This is a genomic window from Telluria sp. LT2P34, assembly GCF_059685915.1.
In genome coordinates this window covers 767,777-786,887 of record NZ_JCASIN010000002.1, presented here as the reverse complement: position 1 = coordinate 786,887, position 19,111 = coordinate 767,777, and the positions used below count along the sequence as shown (strand labels likewise).

The following is a 19,111-nucleotide window of genomic DNA, read 5'->3' as shown; positions in this document are numbered from 1 at the left end:
AGCGCGGGAAGGGGAGTGTCAGGATTACAATGTCGGCACTCCACCGTCCGAGGAATCTTCATGCTCCGTCATTTCGCGCACCTGCTCCCTGCCGCGCTCATGTTGGTCGCTTGTGCCGCCCAGGCCGCCCAACCGGCCACCGTCCGCGTCGACTACGCCCACAGCGGCAACGCCCTTGCCGACACCTACGCCCTGGAACAGGTCGCGATCGAGCCGCTGCCCTGGCCGGGCGACACCGCCCGCAACCTCGACAATACCAACCGCGGCCAGAACCGGGTCGAGGTGGTCGACGCGAAAACGGGCGACGTCCTGTATTCGCGCGGATTTTCGACCATCTTCGGCGAATGGCGCACGACCGAAGAGGCGAACAAGATGAGCCGTTCGTTTCAGGAATCGGTGCGCTTCCCCAAGCCCGATCGGCCGGTGCGCGTGCGCATCCTGAAACGCGACGAGCGCAACCAGTTTTCGGTGGCCTGGAGCGTCGACATCGATACCGATGCGCCCGAAGTGGTCAAGAAGCAGCCGCCGGCGCCTGCCCGGCCGATTCCCGTGCACGTCAGCGGCCCGTCGGCGCAGAAGGTCGACCTCCTGATCATGGGCGACGGTTACACGGCGGCGGAGATGGCCAAATTCGAGCGCGATGCGCGCCGCCTGTCGAAGCACCTGTTCACGGTGTCGCCTTTTAAAGAGCGCGCCAAGGACTTCAATGTCTGGGCGCTGGCCGTGCCGACCGAGGAATCGGGCGTGTCGCGCCCGTCGACCGGCGTGCACCGGGCATCAAAGCTGGGCACGCGCTACGACATTTTCGGCAGCGAGCGCTATGTGCTCACCCTGGACAATCGCGCACTGCGCGGCATCGCCCAGCACGCGCCCTATGAATTCATCGAAATCCTGGTCAACAACGAGACCTATGGCGGTGGCGGCATCTTCGGCCAGTTCAGCACCGCGGCGGCGGGCAACGACTGGGCCGGCTACCTGTTCGTGCACGAGTTCGGCCACCATTTCGCGGGCCTGGCCGACGAGTACTACACCTCGCCGGTGGCCTATGCGTCCAGCAGCACGCGCATGGAGCCGTGGGAGCCGAATGTGACGGCGCTGCGCGACCCCGCCAAGTTGAAGTGGCAGGCGCATGTGAAAGCGGGCACGCCGCTGCCGACGCCGTGGCCGAAGGCGAAGTACGAGGAAGACTCGCGCGCCTATCAACAGCGGCGCGCGGCGCTGCGGGCCGCGAAGCGTCCCGAGAGCGAGATGAATGCGCTGTTCCGTGAAGACCTGGCGCGGACGAAAACCCTGTTCGCGCAGCAGCCGCACCGCCACGCGATCGGCGCCTTCGAGGGCGCGAACTACGAGGCCAGCGGCTATTACCGGCCGGCGATGCAATGCCTGATGTTCGACCGCAGCGAAGCCTTCTGCCCGGTATGCCAGGACGGCATCACGGACATCATCGACCTGTACGCCGGGACGGCGAAGGCGCTTGATGTGAAGAAATAAGAGTGTGTGATGGCGAACAGACCAAGCCAGGCACGGCCGGTATTCTGGGTGCATACTTGATAAAAAGTTAACAGCGCGGGCAAGAGACCCGCGACTTTCCATACATCGAAAGGACACACCATGAACAAACTGCTCGCCACCCTGATCGCCGGCCTGATGGCCACCAGCTCCTTTGCACAAACCACGGTCACCACGACGACGACCACCACGCCCGTCACCAAGGCCGTCGTGAAAGCCGAAGCCCGCGCCGAAGCCGATGTCGCCAAGGCCGAGGCCAAGGAAATGAAAGTGGTTTCGAAGGCCGACGAGAAAGCCGCCAAGGCCGTTGCCGACGCCCAGGAAAAGAAAGCCAAGGCGCATGCCAAGGCCGTCAAGGTACATGCTGAAGCCGCCGGCAACATCACCCGCGCCGATGCCGATGACCGCGCGATGGTCGTTGCCCGGGCTCAGGAAAAGGTCGCTGAAGCGAACCTGAAGGCCGAGAAGACGATGATCAAGGCCGACGAAAAGTCGCTGAAAGTCCAGGTTGGCGCGGCCGCCGACAAGGCAACCGCTTCGGCCAAGACCGAAGAAGCCCGCGCCGAAGCCATGGCCGACGTGCACAAGGCAGCCGCCAAGAAGTAATGTAAGCGGTTGAAACGACAAAATGCCGGCGCGAGCCGGCATTTTCAGTTTGTAGCAGTACCGCGTGGGCGGAGCCCACCCTACGTGTCTACGTGTAGTTCGTAGGGTGGAGTCCTGACTCCACGCGTGCACAGCCAGGGTGAAATTATTCGCCGGTCGCGCGCATCGCCAGGTCAGTTGCCTTGAGCTTCTGCGACAGCGGCTTGCCCTTGCGCGCGCGCTTGCCGAAGTGCGGCTCCAGCCCGGAGGCGAACAGTTCCACGGTGCGCGGCTTGGAGCCGGCCCAGGTGCCGATCACGTTCACGCCTTTCTGGGTGATCGGCTGGGCGGCCAGCAGCTGCTCTTTCGGCTCGAGGTCGATCAAGGTCACGCCGCGTCCGCCGTTGGTCAGCGTTTTCATTTCGTCGATGCCGAACACCAGCACTTTGCCGCTGCTCGACAGGCAGGCCACGGCGCCGGCCTGGTCCTGCACCACGCGCGGCGCCAGCGGGATGGCGCCGGTGTCCAGCGTCAGGAAGGACTTGCCGCCCTTCAGACGGCTGACCATGTCGCCGGCCCGGGTGATGAAACCGAAGCCGTTCGACGCGGCCAGCAGCAGGCGCGTGTCGGCATTGCCGGCGAAGTAGTGCAGGATGCGCACACCGCCCGACAGATCGACCAGGGTCGTGATCGGCACGCCGTCGCCGCGGGCGCCGGGCAGGGCCGACACCGGCACCGAATACGCTTTTCCATTGTCGCCGATGCCGACCAGCGCATCGACCGTGCGGCATTCGAAGAACAGATGCAGCGCGTCGCCCGGCTTGAAGGTGAACTGCACCGGGTCGTGGCCGATGCCGGTACGCGCGCGCACCCAGCCTTTTTCCGAAATGATGACCGTGACCGCTTCGTCGACGATGCGCTGCTCGGCCACGGCCTTTTGCGCTTCCTCGATCAGGGTGCGCCGGTTGTCGCCGAACTGCTTGGCGTCCGCCTCGATTTCGCGGATGATCGTGCGCTTCATGGTCGAGGGATTGGCCAGGATGTCTTCCAGCTTTTCCTTCTCGCCGCGCAGTTGGGCCAGCTCCTGCTCGATCTTGATCGCTTCCAGCCGCGCCAGCTGGCGCAGGCGGATTTCCAGGATGTCTTCGGCCTGGCGTTCCGACAGGCGGAACTCCTCCATCAGGGCTTCTTTCGGCTCGTCCGCATTGCGGATGATGGCGATCACCTTGTCGATGTTCAGCAGGACGATCTCGCGGCCTTCGAGGATGTGGATGCGATCGTTGACCTTGCCCAGCTTGAATTCGGTACGGCGCTTGATCGTCACGAAGCGGTAGTCGATCCATTCCTGGATGATTTCGGACAGGCCCTTCTGGCGCGGACGGCCATCGCCGCCGATCATCACCAGGTTGATCGGCGCCGAGGTCTCGAGCGAGGTATGCGCCAGCAGCAGCAGCATGAACTCGTTCTGGTCCAGGTTCTTCGACTTCGGCTCGAACACCAGGCGCACCGCCGCTTCGCGGCCGGATTCGTCGCGCATCGTGTCGAGCGAATTGAGGATGTTCTGCTTGAGCGCGATCTGTTCCGGCGTGAGCGTCTTCTTGCCCAGCTTGACCTTCGGGTTGGTGATCTCCTCGATCTCCTGCTGCACCCGGGCCGCCGAGGTACCTGGCGGCAGTTCGGTGACCACCGCCTGCCACTGGCCGCGCGCCAGCTCTTCGATCTTCCAGCGCGCACGGACCTTCATCGAGCCGCGCCCGCTGGCGTACATCTCGGCGATCTGCGCGGCCGGGGTGATGATCTGGCCGCCGCCCGGATAGTCGGGGCCGGGCATGATGGTCATCAGCTCGGCATGCGAGATCTTCGGGTTGCGGATCATGGCCACTGCCGCTTCCGCCACTTCGCGCAGGTTGTGCGAGGGGATCTCGGTCGCCATGCCGACGGCGATGCCGGAGGCGCCGTTGAGCAACACCATCGGCAGGCGCGCCGGCAGCGTGCGCGGTTCATTGGTGGAACCGTCGTAGTTCGGCTGGAAGTCGACCGTGCCCATGTCGATTTCGTCCAGCAGCAGGCGCGCGATCGGCGTCAGGCGTGCTTCGGTATAGCGCATCGCCGCCGCGCCGTCGCCGTCGCGCGAGCCGAAATTGCCCTGGCCGTCGATCAGCGGGTAGCGCAGGGAAAAGTCCTGGGCCATGCGCACCAGCGCGTCGTAGACCGACTGGTCGCCGTGCGGGTGCAGTTTGCCGAGCACGTCGCCGACCACGGCCGCCGATTTGCGCGGCTTGGCGGTGGGGCCCAGGCCCAGTTCGTTCATCGCGTACAGGATGCGGCGCTGCACCGGCTTCTGGCCGTCGGCCACGTCGGGCAGGGCGCGGCCCTTGACCACGGATACCGCGTAGTCGAGGTAGGCGCGCTCGGCGAAGGTCGACAGGGTCAGGGTTTCGATGTCGTCGGCCGGCTCGGCGGCTTGTTCGAAGAGGTTTGCTTGGATGGTCATAATTCAGTGTGCTCGATCAAATATCCGCTTCCGTCTCGTTCCCGTGTTCCTCGATCCACGCGCGGCGGGCGGCGGCTTCGCCTTTGCCCATCAGCATATTGAAGCGCGCGCTCGATTCGCCGTGGTCGAAACCGCCCAGCGCCACCGGCAGCAGGCGGCGCGTGTCCGGATTCATCGTGGTTTCCCAGAGCTGCTCGGCGTTCATCTCGCCCAGGCCCTTGAAGCGCGAGATGTTCCAGCTGCCTTCCTTGAGGCCGTCTTTTTTCAGCTTGTCCTCGATTGCCAGCAGTTCGCCGTCATCCAGCGCGTACAGCTTTTGCAGCGGCTTCTTGCCGCGCGGCGGCACGTCGACGCGGTACAGAGGCGGGCGCGCCACGCAGATGTGGCCATGCCTGAACAGGGCAGGGAAGTGTTTGAAGAATAGGGTCAGCAGCAGCACCTGAATGTGCGAGCCGTCCACGTCCGCGTCCGACAGGATGCAGATTTTGCCGTAACGCAGGCCCGTCAGGTCGGGCGAGTCGCCCTGCGAGTGGGGATCGACCCCGATCGCGACCGAAATGTCGTGGATCTCGTTGTTCGCGAACAGGCGGTCGCGGTCGGTTTCCCAGGTGTTCAAGACTTTGCCGCGCAGCGGCAGGATCGCCTGGTATTCCTTGTCGCGGCCCATTTTTGCCGAGCCGCCGGCCGAATCGCCCTCGACCAGGAACAGTTCGTTGCGGGTGAGGTCGGTCGATTCGCAATCGGTCAGCTTGCCCGGCAACACGGCCACGCCCGAGGACTTCTTCTTTTCGACCTTTTGCAGCGAGCGCATGCGCGACTGCGCCTGCTTGATGACGAGGTCGGCCAGCTTCTTGCCGTATTCGACGTGCTGGTTCAGCCACAGCTCGAGCGGCGGCTTGGTAAACGTCGACACCAGCTTGACCGCGTCGCGCGAATTCAGGCGTTCCTTGGTCTGGCCCTGGAATTGCGGGTCCAGCACTTTTGCGGACAGCACGAAGGAGACGCGTGCGAACACATCTTCCGGCAGCAGCTTGACGCCTTTCGGCAGCAAGCCATGCAGCTCGGCGAAGCCTTTCACGGCGCCAAACAGGCCATCGCGCAGGCCGGATTCGTGCGAGCCGCCGCTGGGCGTTGGGATCAGGTTGACGTAGGACTCGCGCACGACGCCGCCTTCCTCGTTCCAGGCCACGACCCAGGCCGCGCCTTCGCCTTCGGCAAAGCTTTCGTCGCCCGGCGCGGCATACGCGGCGCCTTCGAACAGCGGAATCACGGTGTCGCCACTGGACGACTGCGCCATCGCTTCGGTGAGGTAGCCGCGCAGGCCCTCGTCGTAGCGCCAGGTTTGCACGTCGCCGGTCTTCTCGATCGTCAGCGTGACCGTCACGCCCGGCAGCAGCACCGCTTTCGAGCGCAGCAGGCGCACCATGTCCGGCATCGGAATGTTCGGCGAATCGAAATAACTGGTGTCGGGCCAGGCGGTGACGCGGGTGCCGTTTTTCTTGCCGCCGCGTTCAAAGGGAACCGAGGTCAAGGGTTCGATGACGTCGCCCGCGGCAAAGGCCAGGCGGTGGATGCCGTTGCCCTCTTCATCACGGCGCCAGACAGTGATCTCGAGGCGTTTCGAGAGCGCGTTGGTGACCGAGACGCCGACGCCGTGCAGGCCGCCGGAAAAGGCGTAGGCCCCGCCCGAACCCTTGTCGAACTTGCCGCCGGCGTGCAGGCGCGTGAACACGATCTCGACCGTGGAGACGCCTTCTTCCGGGTGGATGCCGACCGGGATGCCGCGGCCGTCGTCCTCGACGGTGACGGAGCCGTCGATATTGAGCGTGACGCCGATGTTCTTGCAGTAACCGCCGAGCGCCTCGTCCGAGGCGTTATCGATGACTTCCTGGATGATGTGCAGCGGGTTTTCGGTGCGCGTGTACATGCCCGGCCGCTGCTTGACGGGTTCGAGTCCCTTCAGGACACGGATGGATGATTCGCTGTAATCGGGTGCGGGTTTCTTGGTTGCCATGCTGATCAGGTTTTGTCGAATGCCTGCGCATTCTATCTTGTCGTGAGGAAAAAGCAGGAGTGAAGTCGTTGATTACGCGCGGATTGTTCTTGTCAGCGACTTGAAACGTGACTAGATTGGTACGCACGGTTGACACCACGGTTGCCAGGTCGATTGCCCTATCGAGTGATGCGCAGTCGCCGACCCGGCAGCCCTGTAAAACCGTCGAGCGAGGGCGTGGACTGAGGCTGATACTGTACATGCATACAGTATTTTTCGCAAGGCTCGGCTGCGCTTCAGGGCTAAATCATTATGCACGCACATAAGATACCAAGCGCCGTACGCTTGCTGGGCTTTTCCCCCGGCGAGGGCGAGCGCATGGCCGCGCTGCTGGACACTGAGCCGCGTTCTGGGGCGCTGTATTCGTTGTTGCATGACGACAGTTTGCAGGAGCCCGATATCGTCCTGGCCGATGGCGCCAGTCCCGCCGTCCTGGCGCAGCTGGACGGCATGCGCTGCGCGCCGCCGGCGCTGCTGGTCGGCGGCCGCGAGGGCGACGGTTACACGCATATCGCGCCGCCGGTCGACGCCCCTGTTCTGCACGCTGCCATTGCCCGCCTGCTGGCCGACCGGCAGCGTGCGCTGGCCTTGCTGGCCGCGCGCGGCGAGCCGATGCTGGCGGAACGCCGGCGCCAGCCGCGGGTCGGGCCGCCCCTCGATGGCTGCGCGCTGAAACGGCAGCCACCCCGGCCCGGCAAGGTGCTCATCGTCGACAAGGGCGGCGCCCTGCGCGACCACCTGGCGCGCCTTGCCTTCGGGCGTCCGGTGGCGATCGCCTGGACCGACAGCGCGCCGACCGCCGTGCGCCTGTGCGACGAGATGCCGGTGTCGCTGGCGATGATCAACACGGCGGCGCCCGGCATTGATCCCTACGCCCTGAGTTTCGCCATCAAGTCCCAGGAAGGGGCGGGGCGTACCGCGGTCGTGCTGCTGGTCGGGAAGGGTTTTGCTTATGACAGCACCCGCGCACGCGAAGCCCGGGTGCGCGGGCTGCTCGACAAGCCGGTGGGCGACCGCAGCCTGGTCGCGATGCTGCAGCGCCTGGCTTAGGCGGCATTACAGATTTTGTTACAACTTTGCATCGTGTGCAGCAAATGGCAGGGCTATATTTAAGCCCATGGCAGACGATCATCCACTGCGTCCGGGCGAGGCTCCGGGCCCGTTACTGGCGCCGCGTACGGATGCGCCGCGGCGCGTGCCCGACCGCCGTTCGGACGGACCAGCGCGCTACCGCCGCCCCGGCGACAGCCCGCTGTCGCTGGCCGGGCGGGTGCTGTCCTCGCGCTGGCGCGCGCTGCGCGACCGCTTCAGCCGCGACTTCACGCGCCGCACCCTGCGCATCGGCATCTCGGCGCGCATTTTCCACCCCGAACCCGGCGCCAAGGGCCTGCGCGGCAAGAACCTGCAGTACTTGGAAGAGTCGCTCGCGCAGTGGGTGATGTCGCGTGACGTGCTGGTCTTCATGATCCCCACCGTAAACGCGAACGGTCGTTTTCATCCGAGCAATATCACGCTGCGCCACTACGCGCGCCACCTCGACGGCCTGGTGCTGCAGGGCGGGGCCGACGTGTCGCCGCAAACCTATTCCGAGTCGCCGACGCGCCCCGAGTGGAGCGGCGACCGGGCGCGCGACCTGTACGAGCTCGAGCTGCTGCACGAGTTCGTCGAGGCCGGCAAGCCGGTGCTCGGGGTCTGCCGCGGCTGCCAGCTGATCAACGTGGCCTTCGGCGGCACCCTGTACCAGGACGTGGCCACGAATGTGCCCGAGGCGCAGGTGCACGTGAATACCGACTACGACGCCCACCGCCACCCGATCGAATTCCCGCCAGGCTCGTCGCTGGGCCGGATGTTTCCCCAGGCCGGGCGGCCGATCGTCAATTCGATCCACCACCAGGCGGTCAAGGAGCTGGGGCGCGGCGTGCGGGTCGAGGCGATCTCGTATCCGGACGGGATCGTGGAAGCGATCCGCTACGAGCCGGCGGACTTCGTGATGGGGCTGCAATGGCATCCTGAATTCCACCGCGCCGGCGGGACCGAGCTGCTCGATTGCACGCCGGTGCTGGATGAGTTTTTAAGGGCGGCGAGGGAGACGAGGTTGTGATGTGACGGCGTGGAGTCCCGACTCCACGCGGTATGCCCGAGGCGAGTTCCGCGTTGGTAAAATGGCGACTTTGCCCAACGCGCCTTCATGCCAACTCAACCGCCCAGCCAGCCCCAATCCCGCCCACCGATCCGCCTCACGGCCCAAATCCTGACCTGTGTCGCGTTTTCCTTGATCGCCCTCGTGATCATATTTGTGACGCAAGACGAGCCGCTGGCGGTGCTGACCGGGCCGATGGGCTGGGCTTCGCAGCTGCTGTTCGGGCTTGCCATCTCGGCGCTGGCGGCTGTCGGGTCCTACCTGGGCTTCCGCCTGACGGCGAAGTCGGAAGCGACCCGCAACACGATCACGGCGTATGGCCGCCTCGACCTCTCGGGCTTCAATCCCCTGTGGATCAGCCTAGCGGCGGGCATCGGCGAAGAACTGCTGTTTCGCGCGGCGCTGCAGCCGCTGCTGGGAGTGTGGATCACGTCGCTGATCTTCCTGATCACCCATACGCCGGTGTACCAGTTCCGCAAACTCGATCGTGCGACCCTGGTGCAGGCGGCCGGCGTGTTCGGCGCCAGCGTGGCGCTGGGCTTCGTGTATCAGTACGTGGGGCTGCTGGCGGCGATCATGGTGCACACCGCGCTCGATGTGGTGGGGCTGTATGTGGTGCGCAATGTGCTGACGCGGCGCGTGTGATCAACGGGTGAGACCGCGTGGGCAGAGCCCACCCTACTTGCTCAGCAGCCGCATCGCCCGCTCCAGCCCTTCGATCGTGATCGGGAACATCCGGTTGTTCATGATCTGGCGGATGACGGCGATCGATTGGCGGTATTCCCACAGGTTTTCCGGTTCCGGGTTGAGCCAGGCGAATTTCGGAAAGGCGTTGCAGAAGCGCGCCAGCCAGTCGGCGCCGGCTTCCTCGTTGTTGTACTCGACCGAGCCGCCGGGCGCGAGCACCTCGTAAGGGCTCATGGTGGCGTCGCCGACGAAAATCACGCGTGTGTCGGGCGGATATTTGCGCAGGATGTCCAGGGTCGGAAAGCGTTCCGAGTGGCGGCGCCGGTTGTTCTTCCACAGGTAGTCGTAGACGCAGTTGTGGAAGTAGTAGAACTCCATGTTCTTGAATTCGCTCTTCGCTGCTGAAAACAGCTCCTCGGTGCGCTCGATGTGGTCGTCCATGCTGCCGCCCACATCGAGCAGCATCACCACCTTGATCCGGTTCTTGCGCTCTGGCTGCATGCGGATGTCAAGGTAGCCGGCGTTGCTGGCGGTGGCGCGGATGGTGTCGTCGAGCGCGAATTCGTCGAGCGCGCCGGTACGGGCGAAGCGGCGCAGGCGGCGCAGGGCGACCTTGAGGTTGCGGGTGCCGAGTTCGCGCTCGTCGTCGTAATCCTTGTAGGCGCGCTGCTCCCAGACTTTCACGGCCGTGCGGTTGCGGCCGGCGCCGCCCGGGCTTCCAATACGCACGCCTTCTGGATTGGTGCCGCCATGGCCGAAGGGCGAAGTGCCGCCCGTGCCGATCCACTTGCTGCCGCCTTCGTGGCGTTCCTTCTGTTCCTTCAGCAGTTCGTTCAGGCGGTCCATCAGCTTGTCGTAGCCGAATTTTTCCAGCGCCGCCTTTTGTTCGGGCGTCAGCTCGCGCTCCATGCGCTTGATCAGCCAGTCGAGCGGGATCTCGCCCTTCGACGTGTCGAACACGGCTTCGATGCCCTTGAAGTAGGACCCGAAAGCGCGGTCGAACTTGTCGAAGTGGGCTTCGTCCTTGACCATCACCAGGCGCGCCAGGTAGTAGAACTCGTCGAGCGAGGGCGCGATGACGCTCTTTTCCAGCGCTTCGAGCAGGGTCAGGAATTCCTTGATCGAGACCGGGACTTTAGCGTGACGCAGGGCGAAGAAAAAATCGATCAGCATGCTAGCGGGCGTTCCGGGTCAGCAGGTAGTGCAGGTGCGTCTTAATTTCCTGCCACTCGCCGCGCACGATGCTGTACATGACGGTGTCGCGCACGCTGCCGTCAGGGCGCGCGGCGTGGTGGCGGATCACGCCGTCCTTTTTTGCGCCGAGGCGTTCGATGGCGGCCTGCGAGGTGTGGTTGAAATTATCGGTCCGAAAACCGACGACCGCGCAGCCGAGGGTGTCGAAGGCGTGCGACAGCAAGAGCAGCTTGCAGCTGGTGTTCACATGGCTGCGCTGGACGCTTTTCGCGTACCAGGTAAAACCGATTTCGACGCGGCCGATGGCGGGCAGGATGTCGTGGTAGCTGGTCGTGCCCAGCACCGCGCCCGTCGACGAATCGACCACGGCGAAGGCCACGCGGTTGCTCGTTTCCAGCGCGGTGTGCACATAGGCCTGGGTACGGTGCGGTTCCGGCACGGACGTGACGCGCAGATTCCACAGTTCGCCGTCGAGGGCGGCGGCGCGCAGGCCGTCGACGTGCGCAAGTGAGAGTGGTTCCAGGCGCACGCCGTTGAATTCGAGCGTGACCGGCTCGACCACGATGCCCCCTGCGTTCATCGATTGGTCCTCGACATGTAGACCAGGCGCTCGAACAGGTGCACGTCCTGCTCGTTCTTCAGCAGCGCGCCGTGCAGCGGCGGCACCACCGCCTTGTTGTCCTGGCTGTGCAGGGCTTCGGCCGGGATGTCCTCGGCCATCAGGAGCTTGAGCCAGTCGAGGAATTCCGAGGTCGACGGCTTTTTCTTGATGCCGGGGACGTCGCGTACCTGGTAGAAACTCTGCAGCGCGGCGGCGAGCAGCTCCTGCTTCAGGCGCGGGTAGTGCACCTTGACGATGTCGGCCATCGTCTCGCGGTCCGGGAATTTGATGTAATGGAAGAAGCAGCGGCGCAGGAAAGCGTCCGGCAATTCCTTCTCGTTGTTCGAGGTGATGATGACTAGCGGGCGGTGCTTCGCGACGACCATTTCGCGCGTTTCGTAGACGAAGAACTCCATCCGGTCGAGTTCGCGCAGCAGGTCGTTCGGGAATTCGATGTCGGCCTTGTCGATCTCGTCGATCAGCAGCACCACCGGTTCCGGCGCCGTGAACGCCTGCCACAGCACGCCCTTGACGATGTAGTTGTGGATGTCGCGCACGCGTTCGTCGCCCAGTTGGGAGTCGCGCAGGCGCGAGACGGCGTCGTATTCGTACAGGCCCTGCTGGGCTTTGGTGGTCGACTTGATGTGCCATTGCAGCAGCGGCATGTCGAGTGCGGCCGCCACTTCCTCGGCCAGCATGGTCTTGCCGGTACCCGGCTCGCCCTTGATCAGCAGCGGGCGCTGCAGGGTGAGGGCGGCGTTCACGGCCAGTTTCAGGTCGCTTGTCGCGACGTAGCTCTCGGTGCCTTCGAAGCGGCTGGGGGCTGGTGCTTTGGCTTGCATACGCGGTCGTCAATCAGGTGGAAAATCCCGAGTATATGCCAGATGGCCTGGGCAAGAGGAGGGGGGACGTGCGAGCTTGGTAGACTGCAATCTTTTGTTGGGCTAGAATCAATAGGTTAGTGGTATAGAGTTCAGTTCCAGTTCAGTTCTAGCGGTAGCGGTATTCGATTAAAAAATCTTGCGATTCCCACCATGAAAAAATATTTGGCAGTACTTGTTCTGGCCGCTAGTGCCGCGACGTCGTCGGCTGCGTTTGCAGCGGAAGTCGTCGGCAACGCGAAGGCCGCGCCGAACAAGATCGAAATGTGTATCGGTTGCCACGGCATCCCTGGCTACAAGGCCACCTTCCCTGAGGTCTACCAGGTGCCGAAAATCGGCGGCCAGTCCGCCAAGTACATCGAAGCGGCGCTGCAGGGTTACAGGAAGGGCGACCGCAAGCATCCGTCGATGCGCGGCATCGCGATGAGCATGTCCGACCAGGACATCGCCGACGTCGCCGCCTATTATTCGCAGCAGAACGCCCAGAGCCGAAAGTAAGGACCACGCCATGAAAAAACTGATCATCGCGCTGGCCATCGGCGCCGCCGCATCGTCCAGCTTTGCCGCCGACGTCAAGCGCGGCGAAGAGCTGGCCAAGAAATACAACTGCGCTTCCTGCCATGGCGCCGACTACAACAAGCCGATCGACCCGAGCTATCCGAAGCTGGCCGGCCAGCATGCCGACTACATCGCGCACGCCCTGCGCGCCTACAAGCGCGGCGGCGACCAGCCGAACGGCCGCAGCAATCCGATCATGGCCGGCTTCGCCAAGCCGCTGTCGAACCAGGACATGATCGACATCGGCGCCTACATGGCCAGCTTGCCGTCGACGCTGGTGGTGCGCAAGTAAACAGGTAGACCGAGTCGATAAAAAAGCGGCCCAGGCCGCTTTTTTTGTATCGTTTTGACCGGAGCCGCTCTCAGTCGCCGATGTTGACGTAGGTGTGCCCGTTATTGCTGCACTTGGCTTTCAACTCGTCGTCGCGCAGCTTGGCTGCTTCGGTCTGGCCGTGGGCGCGGTGCCAGTCTCCCGCTGCCGACAGGGCGCTGCAACGGCGCTCTTCGTCCTTCGAAGCCTGCTCGAGCAGCGTGTGGAGAGGAAGCTTGCCAAGGTAGAAGTCGGCGATTGGCTGCGGCCATGTCTTGTCTCCCGTGCGCGCGAAAGTGGCCGCCAGTTCCGTCTTTGCCAAGTCAGCCTGGCCGTTGCGCACCCGAGCGATGTAGAGCACGAGGGCCGCATCGCGTTCGGCCGGAAGCATGTCGAGTCCGGCGCGCAGGCGCAGAACGGCCTTCGCGTAGTCGCGCTGCTCAACCAGGACTTGTCCGCTCTGCAGGAGCGCTTGCGCGTTGCCGGCGGCGATCGCCTTGTCCAGCCAGGCAGCGGCCTTGGCATCGTCGCGTGGAACGGTCTTGCCTGCTCTATAGGCCCTGGCCAGAATCAGCTGGGCGTTCGGGTTGCCTTTGTCGGCTTCAGCCTGGACCCATGGATCGAGCTTGTCCCGCTGGCCAAACGGTTCACCACCAACGTGTGAAAAATATAGCTTTTTCTGGCTCATTGCGAACAGTACTCGGTATGCGTGCAGGAAGTCGATGCCGAGACCGATATCCGGTTTGCTATCTGCCGCGTCCGAATTGATTACCCAGAATCGTGTGTTGCGAACGGTTTCGCCACCAATCTGGAAGCTTGCCGCTGCCGTAAGCTTGCCTTGCTCTCCATCTCGTGCCGCGACGGCGAGTCCGGCCCGTTTGGCGGCATTGCTATGGATATAACTGCTGGAGGCGCTGGTGCTGATCTCGGCAACGAGTTTGTGTCCGTTGAGGTGGACGATAAACTGCGGATTGGATTTCTGCCCATTGTCCTGCGGTTCGAATGGAATGGCGTGCACGTTCTCCTGCCAATAGCCGAGATGGGTGTCAGCGCAATTTTTGGGAACGTAGAAGCTCATCTCCCTGGTCGCGAGCGACACCTCGAGGTCGGCCTGGAACAGGAAGGGTGTACCGAGAATGACGTCGTACCAGGTGGCGAGGCCGATACCATCTTCCAGTACCTCCAATGTGCGCCGGGTGGCGCGTACCGGACCGACGACAAAGTCCTCGATGAGCGTCTCATAGATGGGAATCTTGCTGCTGCCCACAGACGCCTGGACGCCGGTAGTGCGCAGCTTCAGATTGTGCTGCGCGATGCTACCCTGCGTCAGGAAGATCGTGTTGGTGCCACTGGAAACCAGCATGTCGGCCGGCTTGCCGTTGATGCTGCCCGAGGTTGTCGGGAGCAAGCCTGGCCCTGAATACCGCAGCGGCATTTTCCCCGCGAGCGAATACACGCATTCGGCAGGCGCCGCGGCGGCATGGGAAAAGCTTAGCAGGGCGCAGGCTGCGCCCAGCAGCAGGTGCGCGCGCTTCACGTGTCGCTGCAGCCGGTTTTCACCTGTTCTTCAAGTGACTTGGCCGGCGCCTCCTGGCCATGGGCCCGGTGCCAGTCCGCCATCGCCGTCATCGCTTCGCAGCGGCGCGCCTTGCCTTCCTTGCGGTCCTCGGCTGCCAGTTCCAGCAGCTTCGGAGCAGGGAGCGTGCCGAGATAGAAATCGGCGACCGGCTTTGGCCATTCGTTGCCCTCGCTGCGCGCGAAGGCGGTGGCCAGTTCGGTCTTGGCGAGGTCGGCCTGGCCGGTGCGCACGCGCGCCAGGTAGAGCGTCAGGGCGCCGTCGCGCTCGGCCGGCAGTTTGTCGAGGGCGGCGCGCAGGCGCGGCACGGCGGCGGCATACTCGCCGCGGCGCATCAGCGATTCGCCGGAATACAGCAGGGCGCTCGGGCTGCCGCCGAGGGCGGCCTTTTCCAGCCAGCTGGCGGTGAGTTTCTGGTCGCGCGGCACCAGCTCGCCCTTGTTGTAGGCATAGGCCATGGCCATCTGGGCATCGGCGTTGCCGGCGTTCGCCTCGGCCTCGATCCAGGGCTTGAGTGTGCGCGGGTTGTCGAAGGGCTCGCCGCCCACATACGAAAAATAGATCTTGTTCTGGCTCATCGCGAACAGGACGCGGTGCGAGCGCAGGAAGTCGGCGCCAAGGACCATGTCGGTGCCGTCGAGGCCGGAGTCCTGGACGCCGAGCTCCGGGTTCTGAATGGTTTGTTCGCCGATCTGGAGAGTCTTGGCCGTGATGTGCCAGAGCCCGGCCGTGTAGCTGCCGATGCCGACGATCTTGCTGTCGCTCTCGCCATCGGGCCGGCCGTAGGCAATGCCGGCGCGCTTGGCTGCGGAACTGCTGATCGAGCTGAAACTGGCGCCGCTGTCGATCATGGCTTCGAGCTTGGTGCCATTGACGTAGACGAAGAAATACGGATTGCGGTGGTTTTCCTCGTGGCGCCGCATCGGCACCTCGAGCACGTCCTTGCTCCAGTAGCCGAGGAAGGTGTTGCTGCAGTTTTCCGGCACGAAGAAGGTCAGCTCCTTGGTCGCCAGCGAGATTTCCAGGTCCGCTTGCAGCAGGAAGGGTGCGCCGAGGATGCCGTCGAACGACGGTGTGCTGCCGAACTGCTGCAGCACCGGCATCGTGGTGCGGCCGGTACGGACCGGGCCGACGACGAACTCATCGATGCGGGTGGCGAAAATCGAGGAAATGCCGCCGAAGCCCGACGAGCGGCTGCCGGTGTTGTAGAGCTTCAGGCCGCGCCGCTCGGTACCGGTGCGCGTCAGGTAGGTCTGCGAAGCGCCGGTATCGACCAGGAAGCTGGCCGGCGTCCCGTTCAGGCTGCCGGGAGTGGTGATTTGCAGGCCCGGCCCGGTATAGCGCAGGGGCAGTTTGGCGATGGGTGTATAGCTGCACTTTGCCGGTTCCGCGGCGGCGTGGGCGAAGGGGACGAGGGCGCAGGCGGCACCCAGGGTCAGGCGCGTGGCTGCGCGGGCAAAGGTAGGATTCATGCATAGATTCTAGGAGGAAAGTTTCACTCCTGGCAATTCATTTTGCATACATCCTGGTCATTGTTGTGAATTGGAACATGATACGAAAAATGCGGCCTGGGCCGCATTTTTGTTTCGTTTTGCGTCGACTCCCGCGCTAGCGCGTCGCGCGCCGCCGCACGCAGTCGATATAGGCGTCGGTGTCCGGCGCGGTGCTGCTGCGCTGCGATTTCCAGATCATCTCGCCCAGGCATTCCATGATTTCATGGTGCGCATCGTGCTCGCCGATACGGCTCACCAGCAGGTCGTGCGCCGCCTTGATGCCGCGCGGCTGGTCGATCGACACCTGTTCGGCAATCGACAGGTGCATCGAGAGGTGTAAAAAGGGATTCGGCTGGCCGCCCTCGACCGAATAATCGCGGGCGACGGCGGCATCGGCGTCGACCAGGGCCTCGTGGTATTCCGGGTGCTGGACGATCCAGTCGGCGGCGATGGCGTCCATCGGCGTCAGGATCTCGCCGGCGCGCTGCTTGCGCAGGGCTTCGCAGAAAAAGCGGCGCACGTCGTGCGAGGACGGAGTGAACATGGGCAGGACCGGGAACGAAAGGGGAGGGCCTTATTGTAACGCGATGGGGGCCGCCCCGCCGGCGGGGGTGCAGCCGGCGCCGGCGCGCTGCGCGGTCAGCGCGGGCACGGCTGCCATGTCTCCGTGCGCCTGGTGCCACTCGGCCATCGCCAGCAGCGATTCGCACGTGCGCACCGCGGCCAGCATGCGCTCGTCGCGCGCTTCCTCCAACAGGCTCGCCCCAGTCAGTTTGCCGAGATAGAAGTCAAGGATCGGCGTTGGCCATTCGTCGTCCCGCTTGAGGGCGCGCGTGGCTGCCAGCTCGGTTTTCGCCAGCTCGGGCTGCCCCGAGCGCATGCGCGCGATGTAGAGCCAGAGCGCGCCCTGGCCGTGCCAGTGCAGCTTGTCCAGGCCGGCGCGCAGCCTGGGTGCGGCCTCGGTGGGTTTGCCTGCCACCAGCAGGCGGCGGCCGGTCAGGATATTCGCCTCGGCATTGCCGCCGAGCGCCGCCTTTTCCAGCCACTGCCCGGCCAGCGCCATGTCGCGCGGCACCAGCTTGCCCTGGGCGTAGTACATGGACAGCGCCAACTGGGCGTCGGCATTTCCGCCGTCCGCTTCGGCCTGGATCCACGGCTCGAGCCGGTGACGCTGGCCGAAGGGTTCGCCGCCGATATAGGACAGGTAGATTTTCTTCTGGCTCATCGCCAGCAGGACGCGGTGCGAACGCAGGAAATCGGCGCCCAGGAACACATCGATCGCCGCATCCGAGTCGATCACTCCGACCTCGGCATTGTGCACGACCTCGGCGCCGATCTCGAAGCGCTTGAAGCTGGTACGCCAGCGGGCAACTCTGCCGCTGCCGACGCCGCTGCCGTGACCCATGCGCAGCACGTCGGGCGCGTCGAGCTTCAAGCCGGCGCGCTTGGCGGCGCCCAGGGTGATGTGCGAGGTGCTGGCGCCGCTGTCGATGATGGCGTCCATCTTGACGCCGTTGACGACGACCGTAAAGTGCGCGAAGGGCGAGCTTCCGTGCCGGGTGAAGGGCAGGACAATCGCGTTCTGGTCCCAGTAGCCAAGGAAACTGTCGCCGCAATCCTTGGGCCGGAAGAACTTCAATTCCTTCGTGGCGAGCGAAATTTCCAGGTCCGACTGCAACAGGAAGGGCGCGCCGACCAGGGCCTCGAAGTGCGGGGGGCTGCCGAATTCGGTCAGCACGCGCACGGTCGAGCGGTTCAGGCGCGCCGGACCGATGGAAAACTCGTCGACACGGGCCTGGTAGATCGAGGCATAACCGCCGAAACCCTTCGCTTCGTTGCCGGTATGGCGCAGCACCAGCTTGTGGCGGTCGGCGGCGGTGCGGGTCAGGAAGGTCTGTCCGGCCCCGGTGTCGACCAGCATGCTTGACGGCCTGCCGTTGATGCTGCCGTCGGTCATGATGTCGAGGCCGATGCCGCCATAGCGCAAGGGCAGGCGCGCCACCTCAATGTATTTGCATGCCGGCTCGGCCGCTGATGCACCAAGGGGGAGGAGGGCGGAGACGATCAGGGTCGCGGCAAGGGCGTAAGTATTCATGCAACTAATTTTAAACGGGAAAGTTTCCTGCTAGGTAAGTTTTTGCATCCTTGGACCGGGCGAAAAAAAAGCAGGTAGCCCGTTCGAAACGGTGCTGCCTGCTTCTACTACGCTTGTTACCTGAGCTTTACTTCTCCGGCGCCAGCATCAACTGCGATTCGACGACCGTCTCGTGCCTTGCGGCCGGCTTCCCGGCCACGGCGGCATTTCCCCCGCTGCGCGGCTGGCGCAGGTAGCGCGCACTGTGGCGGCGCTCCACCTGCCCGCCGGCGGGGAGGGTGAGGAAACGCGACAGCTCCTGCAAGGCACGCTGGTAGACATCGCGCTTGAACTCGATGACCACATCCAGCGGCACCCAGTAGTCGTGCCAACGCCAGGCGTCGAACTCCGGATGGTCGGTCAGGCGCAGGTTGACCTCGTTATCGCGCGCAACCATGCGCAGCAGGAACCAGATCTGCTTCTGGCCACGGTAATGGCCGCGGATCTCGCGCTTGATGAAATGGTCCGGCACCTCATAGCGCAGCCAGTCGCGAGTACGGCCCACGATCTTGACATGCTCCTGGCGCAAACCGATTTCTTCTTCGAGCTCGCGGTACATCGCCTGTTCCGGCGTCTCGCCGTATTTGATTCCTCCTTGCGGAAATTGCCAAGAGTGCTCGCGCACCCGCTTGCCCCACCACACCTCGTTATTGGCGTTCAGCAGGATGATGCCGACGTTGGGGCGAAACCCTTCCCGATCGAGCATAGTGCACCTCGAAACTTTCTGCCGGCCTCTGTGTCCGTTATATTTTTACTTACAAATCCTCGCGTCGACCGCCCTCGCTCGTGACGAAAACCGCGGACGCTGCGTGTTCCGGACCCATTTGTACAAAGATTGGACGCATCAGCCAGCTAATCCTTTAAAATTAGGTCGATTATAACTCTCTCTTTTTAAA

The 19,111-nt window shown here is 64.0% G+C and carries 17 protein-coding genes; 7 read left to right on the top strand and 10 right to left on the bottom strand.

Annotation, left to right across the window (positions count from 1 at the left end; translation table 11 throughout):
* Positions 1–60: 60 nt before the first annotated feature.
* Both AC56KZ_RS09330 and AC56KZ_RS09325 read left to right on the top strand, forming a co-directional pair.
* Positions 61–1,491, top strand: coding sequence for an IgA Peptidase M64 (locus tag AC56KZ_RS09330; RefSeq protein WP_497161872.1), 1,431 nt, complete (start codon positions 61–63; stop codon positions 1,489–1,491).
* Between the two features lie 120 nt (positions 1,492–1,611).
* Positions 1,612–2,115: a hypothetical protein gene (locus AC56KZ_RS09325; protein ID WP_497161871.1), complete on the top strand. Its 504-nt coding sequence runs from the start codon at positions 1,612–1,614 to the stop codon at positions 2,113–2,115.
* Positions 2,116–2,260: 145 nt separating this feature from the next.
* Here the strand turns inward: AC56KZ_RS09325 and parC are convergent, their stop codons facing one another.
* Both parC and AC56KZ_RS09315 read right to left on the bottom strand, forming a co-directional pair.
* Positions 2,261–4,588 carry a DNA topoisomerase IV subunit A gene (parC, locus tag AC56KZ_RS09320; protein ID WP_497161870.1) on the bottom strand — a complete coding sequence of 776 codons (2,328 nt, stop codon included), beginning with the start codon at positions 4,586–4,588 and terminating at the stop codon, positions 2,261–2,263.
* A gap of 16 nt (positions 4,589–4,604) precedes the next feature.
* The gene (locus AC56KZ_RS09315; RefSeq protein ID WP_497161869.1) at positions 4,605–6,602 is read right to left on the bottom strand and encodes a DNA topoisomerase IV subunit B; all 1,998 of its coding nucleotides are present in this window, start codon (positions 6,600–6,602) and stop codon (positions 4,605–4,607) included.
* Positions 6,603–6,893: 291 nt separating this feature from the next.
* On the opposite strand from AC56KZ_RS09315, the gene AC56KZ_RS09310 reads away from it, so the two are divergent.
* From AC56KZ_RS09310 to AC56KZ_RS09300, 3 genes are all read left to right on the top strand, one after another.
* Positions 6,894–7,691, top strand: coding sequence for a PleD family two-component system response regulator (locus AC56KZ_RS09310; RefSeq protein WP_497161868.1), 798 nt, complete (start codon positions 6,894–6,896; stop codon positions 7,689–7,691).
* A gap of 67 nt (positions 7,692–7,758) precedes the next feature.
* Positions 7,759–8,742 carry a gamma-glutamyl-gamma-aminobutyrate hydrolase family protein gene (locus tag AC56KZ_RS09305; protein WP_497161867.1) on the top strand — a complete coding sequence of 328 codons (984 nt, stop codon included), beginning with the start codon at positions 7,759–7,761 and terminating at the stop codon, positions 8,740–8,742.
* 87 nt (positions 8,743–8,829) lie between these two features.
* On the top strand, positions 8,830–9,426 hold the full coding sequence (locus AC56KZ_RS09300) for a CPBP family glutamic-type intramembrane protease (protein WP_497161866.1): 597 nt from the start codon (positions 8,830–8,832) through the stop codon (positions 9,424–9,426).
* Positions 9,427–9,459: 33 nt separating this feature from the next.
* On the opposite strand, the gene AC56KZ_RS09295 is transcribed toward AC56KZ_RS09300, so the two are convergent.
* The 3 genes from AC56KZ_RS09295 to AC56KZ_RS09285 are packed head-to-tail and all read right to left on the bottom strand — an operon-like array spanning position 9,460 to position 12,105.
* Positions 9,460–10,641 carry a vWA domain-containing protein gene (locus AC56KZ_RS09295; RefSeq protein WP_497161865.1) on the bottom strand — a complete coding sequence of 394 codons (1,182 nt, stop codon included), beginning with the start codon at positions 10,639–10,641 and terminating at the stop codon, positions 9,460–9,462.
* 1 nt (position 10,642) lies between these two features.
* The gene (locus AC56KZ_RS09290; protein ID WP_497161864.1) at positions 10,643–11,242 is read right to left on the bottom strand and encodes a GNAT family N-acetyltransferase; all 600 of its coding nucleotides are present in this window, start codon (positions 11,240–11,242) and stop codon (positions 10,643–10,645) included.
* Complete coding sequence (locus AC56KZ_RS09285; RefSeq protein WP_497161863.1) at positions 11,239–12,105, bottom strand: AAA family ATPase; 867 nt, start codon at positions 12,103–12,105, stop codon at positions 11,239–11,241. Before AC56KZ_RS09285 ends, AC56KZ_RS09290 begins: the two co-directional genes overlap by 4 nt.
* Before the next feature lie 192 nt (positions 12,106–12,297).
* Between AC56KZ_RS09285 and AC56KZ_RS09280 the strand changes: the two genes are divergently transcribed.
* The gene (locus tag AC56KZ_RS09280) at positions 12,298–12,642 is read left to right on the top strand and encodes a c-type cytochrome (RefSeq protein ID WP_497161862.1); all 345 of its coding nucleotides are present in this window, start codon (positions 12,298–12,300) and stop codon (positions 12,640–12,642) included.
* A gap of 10 nt (positions 12,643–12,652) precedes the next feature.
* The gene (locus AC56KZ_RS09275; RefSeq protein ID WP_497161861.1) at positions 12,653–12,994 is read left to right on the top strand and encodes a c-type cytochrome; all 342 of its coding nucleotides are present in this window, start codon (positions 12,653–12,655) and stop codon (positions 12,992–12,994) included.
* Positions 12,995–13,064: 70 nt separating this feature from the next.
* Here AC56KZ_RS09275 and AC56KZ_RS09270 read toward each other — a convergent pair whose 3' ends face one another.
* The 5 genes from AC56KZ_RS09270 to AC56KZ_RS09250 all read right to left on the bottom strand — a co-directional run bounded on the left by AC56KZ_RS09270 (position 13,065) and on the right by AC56KZ_RS09250 (position 18,921).
* A complete protein-coding gene (locus AC56KZ_RS09270; protein ID WP_497161860.1) occupies positions 13,065–14,549 on the bottom strand; it encodes an aspartyl protease family protein in 1,485 nt (494 codons plus the stop codon).
* Complete coding sequence (locus tag AC56KZ_RS09265; RefSeq protein ID WP_497161859.1) at positions 14,546–16,060, bottom strand: aspartyl protease family protein; 1,515 nt, start codon at positions 16,058–16,060, stop codon at positions 14,546–14,548. Before AC56KZ_RS09265 ends, AC56KZ_RS09270 begins: the two co-directional genes overlap by 4 nt.
* A gap of 136 nt (positions 16,061–16,196) precedes the next feature.
* The gene (locus AC56KZ_RS09260) at positions 16,197–16,625 is read right to left on the bottom strand and encodes a DUF1841 family protein (protein ID WP_497161858.1); all 429 of its coding nucleotides are present in this window, start codon (positions 16,623–16,625) and stop codon (positions 16,197–16,199) included.
* A gap of 30 nt (positions 16,626–16,655) precedes the next feature.
* The gene (locus AC56KZ_RS09255; RefSeq protein WP_497161857.1) at positions 16,656–18,176 is read right to left on the bottom strand and encodes an aspartyl protease family protein; all 1,521 of its coding nucleotides are present in this window, start codon (positions 18,174–18,176) and stop codon (positions 16,656–16,658) included.
* A 127-nt stretch (positions 18,177–18,303) separates the two neighbouring features.
* Entirely contained in the window at positions 18,304–18,921 is a 618-nt protein-coding gene (locus AC56KZ_RS09250; protein ID WP_497161856.1) for an RNA pyrophosphohydrolase, read from the bottom strand.
* Positions 18,922–19,111 lie beyond the last annotated feature (190 nt).